Below are 16,172 nucleotides of genomic sequence, written 5' to 3'. Positions count from 1 at the left end.
AAAGCGAGGCTGTGCTTATGATGGGCGATACACGTCAACTGCAAATTAAAGATGTTTACTCTAAAAACCTGTTGTGTTGTGACTATACCACGCGTTTATATGATGCGCTGAGTCTGATGCGAGCGCGACGGGTCAGCTCAATATTTATTGAGCAGGACGGTAAAATTGTCGGGATCTGGACCGAGTCCGATTGTGTCAGTCTGGACTTTGAACACAGTGGTCTGGCACAGACCGCCATTGGCAACATTATGAATGCGCCGGTACATGATATTCAAATCAATCAGACGCTCAGTGAAGCCACCATCAAGTTTCATCAACTGGGGATCCGTCATCTGCTCGTGAAAGATGCTCACAACCAGCCGCATGGGGTAGTGTCTTTGTCTGACATTGTGCGTAATCAAGGGCTGGATCATTATCTGCACTTTCGACCCATTGAAGATCATTTTGAATCTCAGATCAGCACCCTAGATGCCCAGGCCTGTATTTCCGAAGCCATTCACGCGATGCGCCGGGACCGGACCACTGCGGTACTGGTGTACAATCAAACGCTGGCTGAGTATGGCATCATCACTCAACGGGATGTGGCTTATGTGATCCTCAATCAGGACTGGCGCATGCCTTGCTGGGAACTGGCCAGTTATCCGATGGAGTCTATGACACCCAAAGACAGCTTGTTTGATGCCTACCGTCTGATGACAGCACGCTCCATTCGCCACCTGGTGATCCGCGAGCCAGGCTCACATGCGGTAATGGGCTTACTGGCGCTGAAAAATGTGCTGACTGAAATAGAAACGGCCTATTGCAGTGAACTGGAAAAAGTACTCGCACAGCGAGATCTGGCACTGCAAAAATCAGAAAAAAACCTCTATCTGGCCAACCGTATAATCGACGCGTCACTGGATGGCATTATGATCACCCGTGCCAGTGGCGAGATCATTCAGATCAATCCGGCATTTAGTGCGCTAACTGGATATCAGGATTATGAAGTACTGGGTAAAAACCCCAGTATTCTTAGCTCGGGCGTGCATGGTCAGGATTACTACGAACGTATGTGGGTGGAACTGTCGAATAAAGGTGTCTGGCAGGGGGAGATCTGCAACAAGCGTAAAAATGGCGAAGTCTATGTCGAGTGGCTGACCATTATTGAGATCAATGAGCCCTATAGCGATGATGTCCTTTACGCGGCTATTTTCAGTGATATTACCGAGCGTAAAAATGCCGAGGAAAAAATTGCCCGGCTTGCCTATTTCGATGAATTAACCGGGCTGCCTAACCGGCGTTTATTTTACGATAGATTGTCGATGGCACTGGCTTCGGCACAGCGTGATAAACACAAGCTCAGCGTGATGTTCATTGACTTAGACCGCTTTAAGGAGGTCAATGACACCTTAGGCCACAGTGCCGGGGATAAGCTGCTCAGTCAGGTGAGTGAGCGGATCAAGGGTATTCTTAAGCCGGGCGATACACTTGCGCGACTCGGCGGCGATGAGTTTGTGGTGTTACTCACTGAAGTCGAGCAGATGGATGATGTTGTCTGCTTTGCCGATCAGGTGCTCAGTGAGCTTAGCGTGCCCTTTGCGCTGGGTGAGCTTAATGTTGCTGCTACTGCTTCGCTGGGCGCGGCAATTTATCCGGAAGATGGCCTCGACAGTGAAAGTCTGCTTAAACATGCGGATGTGGCCATGTATCGCTCGAAAGAATTGGGGCGTAACTCATTTCAGTTGTACAAAGCTTCTATGAATGCCCGCTCACTGGAGCGACTGTCAATGCTCAGTCGCTTCCAGAGTGCACTGGAAGGGGGGGAGTTTGAGCTGCATTATCAGCCTCTGCGCTGTCTGACCAGCGGTCGGATCATGAGCGTAGAATGTCTGCTGCGCTGGCAGGATCCGAACCTGGGCACCATCTCACCCGCTCAGTTTATCCCGCTGGCCGAAGAGCTGGGATTGATTGTGAAGGTCGACCAGTGGGTGATCAACGAAGCCTGCCGACAAATGGCGCAATGGCTGAAAGAGGGGCTGGATATACGCCGCATTGCCATTAATATTTCGGCCAGCCACCTCAGCCAGGGCGATCTGGTGATAACCATGGCCAAGGCACTGGAGCAGCATAACCTGGACGGTCGCTATGTTGAGCTAGAGCTCACCGAGACCAGCTTTATCAGTAATCTGCACGATGCTAAGGTGCTGCTGAAGAAACTCAAAAGTCTGGGCGTCTCGATTGCGCTGGATGATTTTGGCACTGGCTATTCAGCGCTGAGTTATCTGACCAAATTGCCCATTGATATCCTGAAAATTGATGCCAGTTTTATTGCTAAAATTCCGGACGAATACGGGAATAGCGAAATTGTGACAGCGATTGTGGCAATGGCCAAAGCATTGAATTTACATGTGGTGGCAGAAGGGGTTGAAAAATCAGTACAGCAGAAGTTTTTGCAAAAACTGGGGTGCCATACCATGCAGGGCTATCACTATTGCCGCCCATTGCCTCAGTCTGACTGGCTAAACTTTTACCACTCACAACGGGGGGTTGAAGGCGCGCCACTGCAACGTTTGGCTGGCGGGCGCTAGGCGCCCGTCAGTGCATGTCAGTCGATGCTGACCGAGACTTCGTAAGACGTGAACTTACGAATATTAATAACCCCTGTGTCAAAGATCAGGTACTGACCTTTAATACCTTGTAAGGTGCCACTGACAACCGACTCTTTGTCAAAGTTAAAGGAGCTGATTTTGCTTGGGTAACTGGTTACCGGGAAGTTCAGGTCTGTCACCTCTTCATCCAGCCGCTCAATTGCAGTGGCGCCAAACAGCTCCGCCAGCTCGTCCAGCTTGGTCTGGATCTGTGGGATCAGCGCTGCTGCGGATGCTTTGAGGTCCAGTTCTGGATTAATGCCCTTAAGCATATTGCGCCAGTTGGTTTTATCGGCAATGAATTCCGCTAATGCCACTTCCACTAAGCCAGACTGCAATCGGGTCTGGACTTTGAAGATGGGCACAGCCTGTGTGGCGCCCTGATCTATCCAGCGGGTTGGGATCTGGGTATGGCGAGTGATACCGACCTTCAGGCCAGAGGTATTCGCCAGATAAACGTAGTGGGGGATCATACAGTGGGTTTCACCCCACTCGGGTTCACGGCAGGTGCCCTGATCGTAATGACAGGTCTCAGGCTTCATGATGCACATGTCGCAGCTGGCCAGCTTTTTCATACATACGAAGCAATGGCCCTGCGAGTAGCTTTTTTTGGTTTTTTTGCCGCAGTTACAACAGAAGATATTGCCGCTAAAGGTGAGTGTCAGTCGCTTGCCAATCAGGTCGTTCAATGGCAACAGCTCGTCGCCTACGGGTAGCTGATAGTTTATGGTTGGTGCTGATGCACAATTCAATTGTGCCTGCATCTTACGTAGAGTACCTTGCATCTTTACGCCCCTAAAGATGGTTCAAAGCGGCTATCCTAGCAAAGCGTGACCTAGAGGTGAACAAAGGCGGGAAAATAAAAAGCCGGGTCAGTGACCCGGCTTGGCGTTTTTTAACTTTTATTGCTCGCGAGCAATGGCGCGATAGGCGATATCGGTACGGTATTCAACTCCGTCCCAGTTAATCTCCTGTACCAGCGCATACGCGCGCTTTTGGGCTTCTGTTACAGTATGACCTAAAGCCGTGGCACACAGTACACGTCCGCCCGCAGTCACCACTGCGTCACCATCTTGCTTGGTGCCTGCATGGAAGACTTTCTCACCTTCCGGGTAAGCAACACGCAGACCTGAGATAGCGTCGCCTTTCGGATAGCTGCCCGGGTAGCCCTTTGCAGCCAGCACAACGCCTACAGCAGCACGAGGATCAAACTGGATCTCAGTTTGATCCAGTTCCTGACGGTTAGCTGCCTCAATCAGGGTCACCAGATCAGATTGCAGACGTAGCATGATAGGTTGCGTTTCAGGGTCACCAAAGCGGCAGTTGTACTCAATCACTTTAGGGGTACCGTCTGCAGCAATCATCAGGCCCGCATACAAAAAGCCAGTATAAGGGTGGCCTTCTGCTGCCATACCTTCAACGGTCGGTGTGATCACCTCATCCATAATACGCTGGTGGATTTGGGCAGTCACAACCGGCGCCGGTGAGTAAGCACCCATACCACCTGTGTTAGGGCCTTCGTCGCCATTATAAGCGCGCTTGTGGTCCTGACTGGTGGCGAATGGCAAAACGTTCTTACCATCAACCATCACGATGAACGAAGCTTCCTCACCTTCGAGGAACTCCTCGATCACCACGCGGCTACCGGCGTCACCAAATGCATTACCCGCCAGCATATCGCGAATGGCGTCTTCGGCTTCGGCTTCAGTCATTGCCACGATCACGCCTTTACCTGCAGCCAGGCCATCTGCTTTGACGACAATGGGAGCACCCTGAGCTTTGACATAGGCCAGAGCAGGTTCGATCTCTTCAAAGGTCTGATAGGCCGCTGTCGGGATCTGATGACGTGCCAAAAAATCCTTCGTAAATGACTTAGAGCCCTCTAATTGAGCAGCGCCCTGAGTCGGACCGAAAATGGCCAGGCCGGCTTCACTGAAGCGGTCTACTACGCCGATCACCAGTGGCGCTTCGGGGCCAACAATGGTCAGCTCGACTTTGTTTTCTTTGGCAAAAGCCAGCAGTGCATCGATGTCTTCCACACCAATGGCGACATTTTGTAGTTTTGGCTCAAGCGCCGTGCCTGCGTTGCCAGGCGCAACAAAGACCGTTTTTACAGATGGGTTTTGTGCAGCCTTGAACGCCAGAGCGTGTTCACGGCCGCCGCTGCCAATGACGAGTATATTCATGGCAATTGATTCCTATTAAAGCTTTTTGAATTTCAGGGTCATTCGATCGCTTTCCCCGATGGCCTTGTACTGCTCGGCCTTTTCATCACCCAAAGCTAAACGTGGTGGTAAAGTCCACACGCCTTTCGGGTGGTTGGCACTGTCCAACGGGTTGGCGTTGATTTCGCTGCTTGCAACTAATTCGAATCCAGCTTGTTTAGCAAGGTCGACGACATAGCTTTGCTTCATATAACCAGAACGTTGCTGATCTTTGTCATCACGGTGCTCAGGTAAGCGGTGCTCTACCACACCCAGAATGCCACCCGGCTTCAGTGCTTTGTTAAATGACTGAAATGCCGATAGCACACCTTCGTCGCCTTGACGCATGTACCAGTTGTGTACATTACGGAAAGTCAGAACCATATCAGCGCTGCCCGCAGGCGCAATATTAGTATGCGTACCTGGTGCAAACTCGGTGATCTTGACTTCACTGAAGCGCGCATCTTCTGCCACTTTTTGCTTAAAGCCATCCAGTGAGCGTTTGAAGTAGCCTTCACTGTTTGCCGGGAAATGCGCCGCATAAAGCGTCCCTTGGCCTTTTACAACAGGAGCCAGAATTTCGCTATACCAGCCGCCACCTGGGGCGATTTCAACCACCGTCATATTTGGCTGAAGGCCAAAAAACGCCAGTGTTTGCTCCGGATTACGATACTGGTCACGAGTGCGGTTATCCGCTTTGCGTTCTGCGCTTGCAACGGCAGAGGTGATCTCGCTGGATGCGCCGCTGTCAGTTGTGCTGTTACAGCCGCTCAGGGCGGCCAGAATACCTGCTGCGATGATAGATTTAATGGCAAATTTCATAGTCAGTTCCTTCACTGTCATTATTGTGATTGTCTTTACCCACAATACTGGAAATTAGCGCAAACAAAAAGCGCGAAACGGTGAAGGTTTCGCGCTCATCGATTAGTGACGGAAGTGACGCATGCCGGTGAAGACCATGGCCATGCCCGCTTCGTCGGCTGCAGCAATGACTTCTTCATCGCGCATTGAGCCGCCAGGCTGGATCACCGCTGTGATCCCGGCTTCGGCTGCGGCATCAATGCCATCGCGGAACGGGAAGAAGGCATCGGAAGCCATCACAGAGCCTTTGACTTTGAGGTTTTCATCTGCGGCTTTGATACCGGCAATTTTCGCAGAGTACACACGGCTCATTTGACCGGCACCCACACCTATGGTCATGCCGTCGCGTGCGTACACAATGGCATTCGATTTAACGAACTTGGCTACTTTCCAGCAGAACATCAGATCTTTCAGCTCTTGCTCAGTTGGCTGGCGCTTTGACACGACTTTCAAGTCGCTTACCTGAACCATGCCCTGGTCACGGTCCTGGATCAGGACGCCACCATTGACACGCTTGATGTCGACACCGGTTGTCGCCGTTTGCCATTCACCACACTCCAGCAATCGCACGTTCTTTTTCGCTGCCACAATCTGTGCTGCCGCATCAGAGATTTTAGGCGCGATGATCACCTCAACGAACTGGCGTGAGATGATGGCTTCTGCCGTGTCAGCATCCAGTTCACGGTTGAAAGCAATAATGCCACCAAATGCAGACGTTGGATCGGTTTTGAACGCGCGGTCATAGGCGCTCAGGATGTCTTTATCTTCTGCTACGCCACAGGGATTGGCGTGCTTAACGATCACACAGGCTGGCTCTGAGAAGCTCTTGACACACTCAAGGGCCGCATCGGTATCTGCGATGTTGTTGTATGACAGTGCTTTACCCTGTATTTGTTTTGCCGTTGCCACAGAGGCTTCTTCAATGTCGTTTTCAACATAGAAGGCCGCGTCCTGGTGCGAGTTTTCACCGTAGCGCATATCCTGTTTCTTGGTGAACTGCATATTGATGGTGCGCGGGAACTTGCTGTCTTCAGCCGCTTCTTCGGTGTAGTCCGGGACCATTTTACCGAAGTAGTTCGCGATCATACCGTCATACTGCGCTGTGTGCTCATAGGCGGCAATGGCCAGGTCAAAGCGCGTTTTGTATTCGGTTGAGCCATTATTGGCTTTCATCTCGTTGATAACACGGCCATAGTCGGCTGCATTCACAACGATGGTGACGTCTTTGTGGTTTTTCGCCGCAGCACGCACCATAGTCGGGCCACCGATGTCGATGTTCTCAATCGCATCTTCCAGTGAGCAGTCAGCTTTTGCAACGGTTTGTGCAAAGGGGTATAAGTTGACTACCACCATATCAATGGCTGAGATGTTGTTTTCTGCCATCACGCTTTCGTCCTGACCGCGACGTGCCAGAATACCACCGTGGATTTTCGGGTGTAGAGTTTTGACCCGGCCGTCCATGATTTCCGGGTGACCAGTGTGGTCAGATACTTCAGTAACAGGAATGCCGTGCTCGGCGATGAGTTTACAGGTGCCGCCTGTTGATAGCAGTTCAACGCCTTGCTCGCTCAGGGCGCGGGCAAATTCAACAATACCGGTTTTGTCTGATACGCTTAGCAGCGCGCGACGAATTGGACGATGTATATCCATGATGGTTCAGGTTTCCTCAATGATAAGTTAAGGGCTAGCTTAGAAGTGCTGTATTTTAGCCTAACTTGGCTCAGAAAACGATTGAAAATGCATGAGTGGGATTGAGAAAAACAGGGTTGCTTTTACGGAATATCTTTAATTTCAGGTAAGTGTTTCGTTTGTGGCAATAATTGTACGACTAAAAAGAAAAACAAAAAAGCACCCGCAGGTGCTTTTTTTGCTCGGATATGAACGGATTAGTTCATGCCGTACTTTTTCAGTTTCTTACGCAGTGTACCACGGTTGATACCCAGTAAGATGGCAGCACGAGTTTGGTTACCACGTGTGTAAGTCATTACTTCTTCAAGTAGTGGTGCTTCAAGCTCAGAAAGAACCAACTCATAAACGTCTTGTACGTCCTGACCGTTAAGCTGTTTCAGGTAGTGGTGTACAGCTTTTTTCACTGCATCGCGAAGTGGTTGCGGTTTCTCTTGTGACTGAACATGAGCGTTAGTGATAAATGGAGAAGTCACATTTTGTTCGAACATCTTTATGTCTCTTTCTTAGTTAGCTGCTAGTGTTTCAAAATAGTGTTCTAATGTCTCGACCTGCGCAGTGGCATCGTCCAGAGCATTGAATACTCGCCTAAATTGACCATCTTGGTCATGGGCCTGCAAATACCAGGACACATGTTTGCGTGCGATGCGTACACCCATTGGCATACCGTAGAACTGATGAAGATTCACGAGGTGCTCCATCAAAATGCTGCGAACCTCAGATAGTTCCGGGGCTGCAAGCGTTTCTCCAGTACGCAAGTAATGATCTATCTCCCGGAAAATCCAGGGACGACCTTGGGCTGCTCGACCAATCATGATGGCATCTGCGCCCGTATAATCCAGTACCTGCTTGGCTTTTTGAGGAGAGTCGATATCTCCGTTAGCCACCACAGGAATGCCAACCACTGCTTTGATCGCTTTGATCGTGGCATACTCGGCGTTGCCTTTATACATACATGCACGGGTGCGTCCATGTACGGCCAAAGAAGCAATGCCATTGCGCTCGGCAATGCGGGCAATCTCAATACCATTGCGATTTTCCGGATCCCATCCAGTGCGGATCTTCAAAGTGACCGGGACATCGACCGCATTGACCACGGCCTGAACAATCTCTTCCACTAATTCCGGATACTGCAATAGCGCTGAGCCTGCCAGCTTTTTATTCACTTTCTTAGCGGGGCAGCCCATATTAATATCTATGATCTGCGCGCCATTACTGACATTGAACTGTGCCGCCTGCGCCATCAACTCAGGATCTGCCCCGGCGATTTGCACGGAACGAATACCCGACTCACCGCTGTGATCCATGCGGTTCATTGATTTATCGGTTTTCCATACCTTCGGATTTGAAGACAACATTTCTGACACCGCCAGTCCGGCCCCTAAGCGCCGACACAATTGTCTGAAAGGTCTGTCGGTGATCCCCGCCATTGGCGCGACCATTAAGTTGTTTTCAAGTTGGTAAGGACCAATACGCACTGCTGTTCAATCCGCCTCTTTTCAAGGGGCGCTAAGTTTACGGTTTTTTTTGCAAAAATCAAAGGCTATAAATTGAACATAAGTGCTTTTTTTTTGAGCTTGACGGGTTGACTTTTTATAACAAACTGACTGAAGGTCAGAATTGTTTTAAATTTAACCGTTTGTCGTTTCAACGATGAGAAGCAAGTACTGTAAAAAATGCGTAAAGCCTGTTAATTAAGGGCTTTACGCGTGATAAGGCACTAACCTTTTTTGCCGCTCACTCGGGTCCATTCACCCTCCTGAGCAATGGCCTCAAGTGTCAGGAACGGGGCGTAGACATCGGCGACTGATTGCGCCTGTTCTTCCAGTATGCCCGACATGGCGATTTCGCCGCCGGGTTTAAGAAAACCGAGGATCACCTCATGCAACTCTCTGAGCGGCTGTGCCAGGATATTGGCTACGACTATGTCAGCAGAAAACTCCGGCTGGTTCTCAGGTAGATACACTTCCAGCTGATCGGCCACGCCATTGCGTGCGGCATTATCGCGACTGGCAACCAAAGCCTGTGGATCGATGTCGATGCCGATCACCCGCTCTGCGCCCAGTTTGATCGCCGCGATCCCCAGGATCCCGGAACCACAGCCAAAGTCGACCACGGTTTTGCCGCTCAAGTCTTGCTGTTCGAGCCACTGCAAACATAACGCTGTGGTGGCATGGGTACCCGTGCCGAAAGCCAGTCCCGGATCTAGCAGTACATTGACGGCATCCGGATCGGGCACGTCACGCCAGCTGGGGCAGATCCACAAGCGTCCACCGAATTTGATCGGGTGGAAGTTATCCATCCACTCACGTTCCCAGTCTTTGTCTTCCAGTTGTTCGAGTTTGTATTTAAGCGGCATATCACTGGCAGTTTTCAGGTAGTCGACAACCGCCTGCATATCATGGTTTGCTTCAAATAAGCCAATCACGATGGTTTGTGGCCACAGCAGGACTTCACCGGGCTTAGGCTCGTAGATGGGGTTGTTTTGTCCGTCGACATACGTGACAGACGGACAGCCGATCTCCATCAGCAGATCGCTGTAATGATCGGCGCTGGTTTTGTCGGCATCAATGCGGATCTGGATCCAAGCCATAGTTGTTACCTATTTTTATAAATTGGGTCTATCGATCCCAGAGTAAACTAAAAAGGCCGCAAATGCGGCCTTTAATGATTTTGAATGGGCGCTTAGCCTTTTACATCCAGGAAGCTCTTCAGTAAGTCAGAGCGTGACGGATGGCGCAGTTTACGTAGCGCTTTGGCTTCAATCTGACGAATACGTTCACGTGTCACGTCAAACTGTTTACCCACTTCTTCCAGAGTATGGTCGGTATTCATGTCGATACCAAAACGCATGCGCAGTACTTTTGCTTCACGGGCCGTCAGGCCAGCAAGTACTTCGTTGGTCGCGCCGCGCAGGCTTTCCATTGTCGCTGAATCCACCGGCGACTCAATCGTGGTGTCTTCGATGAAATCACCCAGATGCGAATCTTCATCATCACCAATCGGTGTTTCCATGGAGATTGGCTCTTTGGCGATTTTTAGCACTTTACGGATCTTGTCTTCTGGCATCATCATGCGTTCAGCCAACTCTTCCGGGCTTGGCTCACGACCCATTTCCTGCAGCATCTGACGAGATATACGGTTCAGCTTGTTGATCGTCTCAATCATGTGCACCGGAATACGGATAGTGCGTGCCTGGTCAGCGATAGAGCGGGTGATTGCCTGACGGATCCACCAGGTCGCATAAGTCGAAAACTTATAACCACGGCGGTATTCGAATTTATCAACGGCTTTCATCAGACCAATGTTACCTTCCTGGATCAGATCCAAAAATTGCAGGCCACGGTTGGTATACTTTTTCGCAATTGAAATAACCAGACGTAAGTTGGCTTCAACCATTTCTTTTTTCGCACGGCGGGCCTTGGCTTCGCCAATGCTCATACGGCGATTGATGTCTTTAATGCGCTCAATGCTCAGGCCTGTGCTTTCTTCAATCGCGGTCAGCTTGTTCACACAGCGTTCGATTTCTGGCTTCACTTCAGCCAATTTTGCAGAGTGTTTGTCACCTGCTGCAATTTCAGCATCAACCCAGGCCATATCCGTTTCGTTGTTTGCAAAGTGCTTGATGAAGGTTTTCTTCGGCAGCTTCGCAATCTGTACCGCTTGTTTCATAATGATACGTTCCTGAACACGAACGCGGTCCATCATATCACGCATGTTGTTGACCATACGGTCAAACTGTTTTGGCACAAGTTTAAATTTACGGAACAGCTCGCCGATTTCGGCAATCGCGGCTTGTGAATCCGGGTGTGCACGGCCTTTCACTTCAAAACACTTGCGCGCATTGATGTAAAGGGTTCTTAATTCTTCGAAGTGCTCACGCGCAATTTCAGGATCCGGACCCGTATCTGCGTCTTCAGAATCGTCATCGTCTTCATCGCCATCATCGTCTTCATCGTCGAGGTCTTCTTCGCTGAGCTCGGAACCAATGTGAGTCGCTGAAATAGGCGCTTCATCGTCTTCTAACGAGTCGAAGAAACCAGAGACGATGTCGCTCAGGCGCATCTCTTCGGCTTCGTACTTGTCCCATTGTTCAAGCAAGTAGGTAATGGCTTCAGGATACTCGGCAACCGAGATCTGTACCTGATTAATTCCCTCTTCGATGCGTTTGGCGATCTGAATTTCACCTTCGCGCGTCAGCAGCTCAACCGTACCCATTTCGCGCATATACATACGTACTGGGTCTGTGGTTCTGCCGATCTCTTTTTCTACCGTTGCCAATGCGGCAGCCGCGGCTTCGGCTGCATCCTCGTCGGTCGTGGTTTCCTGCATCATCAGTTCATCGGCATCGGGTGCAGACTCTGCTACCTGGATACCCATATCATTGATCATGCTAATGATATCTTCTACTTGATCCGAATCTATGATGTCTTGTGGAAGGTGATCGTTAACTTCTGCAAAAGTTAAGTAACCTTGCTCTTTACCTTTCTGAATCAGAAGTTTGAGTTGTGACTGAGGAGTTTGATCCATAGAGATTATTGCTTCCACTCTGATAAAGTTGTTACAACGGGCGTCAGCTAAAAACCACACTATTTTGGTTGACGCAGTGAATAGAACATTATAACAGCAAAAATTATTTTTGACCAGTTCTTCGCGCACCTAACGCTTGGGTCAGGAGTGCGCATTCAAGCCGTTCATCGCTGTTTAGGCCTTCGGTTTTGTCTTTTATTAATAAGGTCTCAAGGCGTAAATTTAAACACTGATCTTCAATAAACTGAAAAGTATTTTTAAATTCATCAGTGAGCTTTTCTTCATCTATATTATGCTGCCAGGTTGCCAGCTTGTTCAGGGCCGAATACTCAGGCGTGTCCCTGAATGCTTCAAGGATGTGCGCTGTGGTGTAATCGGGTCGTGATAAACAGGTTGCCTGTAATGTCAGGAACAAGCGCATGCCCGGTAAGGGTAGCTCTGCCAGTTCCGGCAGATGTTCAACGACAGATGCCAGAGTTGGGTGCTGCAACAACAGGCCAATGGCTCGGCGCATTGGCGTCACTTTAAACTTACGCTCAATGGCATGCTGTTTTCGCGGTGTTGCCAGTTTGGCACTCAGTTGCTCTCGGGTGCGGCCGATCAGGCGTGCCAGTGTGGTCAGTAGTGATTCCTGATAATACTCACTGGGCACTTTTTCAACCAACGGCAGGGCCTCACTGAGCAATTTGGCTTTGCCGGCATCCGTGGTTAAATCACATTGCTCTGACAGTCGGGCAAACAGCACCTTGCTATAGTCTTCGGCGTTTTTTAGTCGCAGCTCAAAGGCGTCTTTGCCTTCTTGCTGCACCAGAGAATCCGGGTCTTCACCATCTGGCAGGAACACAAAACGCAGTGACTTACCGTCTTTCAGGTTGGGCAATGCATGCTCCAGTGCACGCCAGGCCGCGTCTTTACCGGCCCGGTCGCCATCGTAACAACATATGACCTGATCGGTGTTGCGGAACAAGGTCTGCATATGTTCTGCCGTGGTGGCGGTGCCCAGTGCGGCAACGGCATAATCGATGCCATACTCTGACAAGGCCACAACATCCATATATCCTTCGACTATCAGCACTTGTGCCAGCTGGCGATGGGCCTGTTTGGCTTCATAAAAACCGTATAGCTCAAAACTTTTATGGAAGATCCGTGTTTCCGGCGAGTTGAGATATTTAGGGCCCTGATCTTGCCCCATGACTCGGCCACCGAAGGCGATCACCCGGCCGCGTTTATCGCGAATAGGGAACATCAGTCGGTCGCGGAAAAAGTCGAACTGGCGACCCGGCGATTTTTCTGATGCCAGCTTCAGTTCAACCAGTTGCTGCCGCTGTGCCGGATTGCGCGCCAGTGTGCGAATAAGCTGATCCCACTCGGGTGGGGCATAACCCATCTGGAACTTGTCGACGGTGTGCTGTGATAAGCCACGCCCGCTGACATACGCTTTAACCTCGGCCGATTTCTGATGCTGATTCAGTTGCTGCTGATAAAAGCGCGCAGTTTGCTGCATCAGGTCATAGTCGGATTTTTTTTCTTCAAAGCTACGCTGTGGCCCGCCCAGGCCTTGCTCTCTGGGAATTTCCAGACTGAATTGACCTGCCAGTTCTTCAATCGCATCGACGAATTCCAGCTTATCGTATTCCATTAAAAATGAAATAGCGTTGCCATTGGCACCACAACCAAAACAGTGATAAAACTGCTTGTCCCGGGAGACGGTGAAAGAGGGGGATTTCTCGTTATGAAAAGGGCAGCAGGCCTGATAATCTTTGCCGGCTTTTTTCAGACCGATACGGTTATCGATTAACTCAACGATGTCGGTTCTGGCCAACAGGTCGTCGATAAATTGTCTTGGGATTTTTCCTGCCATTTTTACCCTATCGCTTAGACGAAGAAACCGAGCGCTAGGCTCGGTTTACTTATAATCATACTTGATGCGGGGCTTATGCGCTAAGTTTCTGTTTAATCAAACCTGAAACTTTGCCCATATCAGCACGACCTTCAGCTTTTGCTTTGATCACACCCATTACTTTGCCCATATCTTGCATACCAGCGGCACCGGTGTCGGCGATTGCAGACTCGATCAAGGTTGCTATCTCTTCTTCGCTCAAAGGTTGAGGTAAGAAGGACTCCAGCACGATGATCTCACCCGCTTCTACGTCCGCTAAATCTTCGCGGCCAGCGTCTTTATACTGAGTATAAGAATCGCGGCGTTGCTTTACCAGTTTCACTAACACGGAGGTAATACCTGCGTCGTCTAGTGTCGTTTGGTTATCGATTTCTCGTTGCTTAACTTCAGCAAGGGCAGCACGAATAGCAGTAAGACGAGGTTTGTCTTTGGCTTTCATTGCCGCTTTTTGCGCGTCTTTTAACGTAGCTAACAGGCTCATATGCAAGACTCGCAGCGATTAGTATAATTTAACGCGACGTGCGTTTTCGCGAGAAAGCTTTTTCATGTGACGCTTAACAGCAGCCGCTTTCTTACGCTTACGCTCAGCTGTTGGCTTTTCATAGTGCTCGCGACGACGAACTTCTGAAAGGATACCTGCTTTTTCACATGAACGCTTGAAACGACGAAGTGCTACGTCAAACGGTTCGTTCTCTCTTACTTTAATTACTGGCATTAAAAATTCACCTACCTAATTAGTGAGCTTTGCTCTAACCGACCAAAAAACGGTCAATTGGTTCAAAAATGGTGCGGTATTGTAAGCCGAAGCATCACCGCATGTAAAGACCAAATTATAGTTAAAATTACGGCAACTGTCATGCCTGAAGCCAGACGTGAAACTGGGCATGGGCATTTACACTAAACTGTCCACTATTTCAGCTATTTAGTATTACTGTTACTGGATCCGTTCGGTGCGTTGATAGAGTCGACAGCACACCTGTCCGGCGAGCTTTTCTTTTAAAATGGTCCAGTTTGCGGGGAATTCAGGTGTTTTTTCGCGTTCAAACTCTACATATATAAGGGCGTCTTTATTTAACCAGTGATTGGTTTCAAGTAACGCACAACTGGTTTGCAGCATATCGCGTCTGAACGGCGGGTCAACAAACACTAAGTCGAATTGCTGGGGGGCCTGGACAGCCAGCTTACCTAAGGTATCGCCTTGCTCGACCTGGGCATTGTCTAACTTGAGCGTTGCGATATTGTCTTGAAGCTGCTGCGCTACCTGCTTGTCGAACTCAAAAAACACGCCACTGTGTGCAAACCGTGATAAAGCCTCAAAGCCGAGGCTGCCGGAGCCGGCAAAGCAGTCCAGTACTTTGGCATCTCTGACATCCTGCATCAGCCAGTTAAACACGGTTTCTTTAACTCTGTCGGTGGTTGGTCTGAGTCCCTCAACGTCTTTAACGGGCAATTTACGCCCCCGAAATCGACCACTGATCACACGAATATGTCCGGATACCGGTTTTTTTGACTGTTGCTTTCTCATTTTTTAACCACTACGCGCAAAAGATAATGCTCAGTATACCGCATCGGGGGTGAGGTGGAACAAGGTTTATTGCTGTGCCTGAGCGTTATCCGCGCAGATATCATTAAGCTGTGATTTTTCATCCTATTGGAACATGGTACACTGTCGGGCAATAATGACAGAGCTTGTTATCAGCCATGCACATGAGCCATGCACATGGCCTGTCAGGTCTTCCACCACAGCGCCTGGGCGCATGGATCATCTGCGCCAATAAGTTCTCACTAATTTGATTGCACATTCTAAAACGGTATTTAGCGAGTTATGGGTAAAAAGAGCAAAATTCTATCCTGGTTAGGGTTCGGAAATTCAGATAAAAAACAGCAAGAAGCTGAACGAGAAGCCGCTCGCTTAGCCGAAGAACAGGCGAAGCGTGAAGAAGCCGAGCGTCTAGCCAAAGAACAGGCAGAGCGTGAAGAAGCCGAGCGGTTAGCCAAAGCGCAGGCGGAGCGTGAAGAAGCGGAACGTCTAGTCAAAGCGCAGGCAGAGCGTGAAGAAGCGGAACGTCTAGTCAAAGAACAGGCGGAGCGTGAAGAAGCAGCGCGGTTAGCCAAAGAACAGGCGGAACGTGAAGAAGCGGAACGTCTAGTCAAAGCGCAGGCAGAGCGTGAAGAAGCGGAACGGTTAGCCAAAGAGCAGGCAGAGCGTGAAGAAGCGGAACGGTTAGCCAAAGAACAGGCAGAGCGTGAAGAAGCCGAGCGGTTAGCCAAAGCGCAGGCGGAGCGTGAAGAAGCGGAACGGCTAGTCAAAGCGCAGGCAGAGCGTGAAGAAGCGGAACGGCTAGTCAAAGAACAGGCGGAGCG

At 49.9% G+C, this 16,172-nt stretch carries 13 protein-coding genes and 1 pseudogene; 2 read left to right on the top strand and 12 right to left on the bottom strand.

The window, feature by feature from the left end; translation table 11 throughout:
* Positions 1–17 precede the first annotated feature (17 nt).
* On the top strand, positions 18–2,567 hold the full coding sequence (locus MHN33_RS11715; RefSeq protein ID WP_239398149.1) for an EAL domain-containing protein: 2,550 nt from the start codon (positions 18–20) through the stop codon (positions 2,565–2,567).
* A gap of 17 nt (positions 2,568–2,584) precedes the next feature.
* On the opposite strand, the gene MHN33_RS11710 is transcribed toward MHN33_RS11715, so the two are convergent.
* The 12 genes from MHN33_RS11710 to rsmD all read right to left on the bottom strand — a co-directional run bounded on the left by MHN33_RS11710 (position 2,585) and on the right by rsmD (position 15,333).
* Complete coding sequence (locus MHN33_RS11710) at positions 2,585–3,412, bottom strand: DUF2797 domain-containing protein (RefSeq protein WP_239398147.1); 828 nt, start codon at positions 3,410–3,412, stop codon at positions 2,585–2,587.
* Positions 3,413–3,529: 117 nt separating this feature from the next.
* Positions 3,530–4,813, bottom strand: coding sequence for a phosphoribosylamine--glycine ligase (gene purD, locus MHN33_RS11705; RefSeq protein ID WP_239398145.1), 1,284 nt, complete (start codon positions 4,811–4,813; stop codon positions 3,530–3,532).
* Between the two features lie 15 nt (positions 4,814–4,828).
* Positions 4,829–5,653, bottom strand: coding sequence for a methyltransferase (locus MHN33_RS11700; protein WP_239398143.1), 825 nt, complete (start codon positions 5,651–5,653; stop codon positions 4,829–4,831).
* Between the two features lie 102 nt (positions 5,654–5,755).
* Entirely contained in the window at positions 5,756–7,342 is a 1,587-nt protein-coding gene (gene purH, locus MHN33_RS11695) for a bifunctional phosphoribosylaminoimidazolecarboxamide formyltransferase/IMP cyclohydrolase (protein ID WP_239398142.1), read from the bottom strand.
* 236 nt (positions 7,343–7,578) lie between these two features.
* The gene (gene fis / locus MHN33_RS11690; protein ID WP_010374122.1) at positions 7,579–7,869 is read right to left on the bottom strand and encodes a DNA-binding transcriptional regulator Fis; all 291 of its coding nucleotides are present in this window, start codon (positions 7,867–7,869) and stop codon (positions 7,579–7,581) included.
* Between the two features lie 15 nt (positions 7,870–7,884).
* Complete coding sequence (gene dusB / locus MHN33_RS11685; protein ID WP_239398141.1) at positions 7,885–8,856, bottom strand: tRNA dihydrouridine synthase DusB; 972 nt, start codon at positions 8,854–8,856, stop codon at positions 7,885–7,887.
* Between the two features lie 242 nt (positions 8,857–9,098).
* On the bottom strand, positions 9,099–9,971 hold the full coding sequence (gene prmA, locus MHN33_RS11680) for a 50S ribosomal protein L11 methyltransferase (RefSeq protein ID WP_239398139.1): 873 nt from the start codon (positions 9,969–9,971) through the stop codon (positions 9,099–9,101).
* A gap of 92 nt (positions 9,972–10,063) precedes the next feature.
* Positions 10,064–11,908 (bottom strand): RNA polymerase sigma factor RpoD, encoded by a 1,845-nt coding sequence (rpoD, locus tag MHN33_RS11675; RefSeq protein WP_239398137.1) that lies wholly within the window; start codon positions 11,906–11,908, stop codon positions 10,064–10,066.
* 103 nt (positions 11,909–12,011) lie between these two features.
* Positions 12,012–13,769 carry a DNA primase gene (gene dnaG / locus MHN33_RS11670; RefSeq protein ID WP_239398136.1) on the bottom strand — a complete coding sequence of 586 codons (1,758 nt, stop codon included), beginning with the start codon at positions 13,767–13,769 and terminating at the stop codon, positions 12,012–12,014.
* 73 nt (positions 13,770–13,842) lie between these two features.
* The gene (locus MHN33_RS11665; RefSeq protein ID WP_239398135.1) at positions 13,843–14,289 is read right to left on the bottom strand and encodes a GatB/YqeY domain-containing protein; all 447 of its coding nucleotides are present in this window, start codon (positions 14,287–14,289) and stop codon (positions 13,843–13,845) included.
* 18 nt (positions 14,290–14,307) lie between these two features.
* A complete protein-coding gene (gene rpsU / locus MHN33_RS11660) occupies positions 14,308–14,523 on the bottom strand; it encodes a 30S ribosomal protein S21 (RefSeq protein ID WP_010362466.1) in 216 nt (71 codons plus the stop codon).
* 219 nt (positions 14,524–14,742) lie between these two features.
* Positions 14,743–15,333, bottom strand: coding sequence for a 16S rRNA (guanine(966)-N(2))-methyltransferase RsmD (gene rsmD, locus MHN33_RS11655; protein WP_239398133.1), 591 nt, complete (start codon positions 15,331–15,333; stop codon positions 14,743–14,745).
* Between the two features lie 300 nt (positions 15,334–15,633).
* Between rsmD and MHN33_RS11650 the strand changes: the two are divergent.
* Positions 15,634–16,172 (top strand): annotated as a pseudogene (locus tag MHN33_RS11650) (signal recognition particle-docking protein FtsY); the annotation flags it as partial.

It is taken from the genome of Pseudoalteromonas sp. OOF1S-7, assembly GCF_022347765.1.
In the GTDB taxonomy this organism is placed as follows: Bacteria; Pseudomonadota; Gammaproteobacteria; order Enterobacterales; family Alteromonadaceae; genus Pseudoalteromonas.
This window is presented reverse-complemented; position numbering and strand designations above follow the sequence as displayed.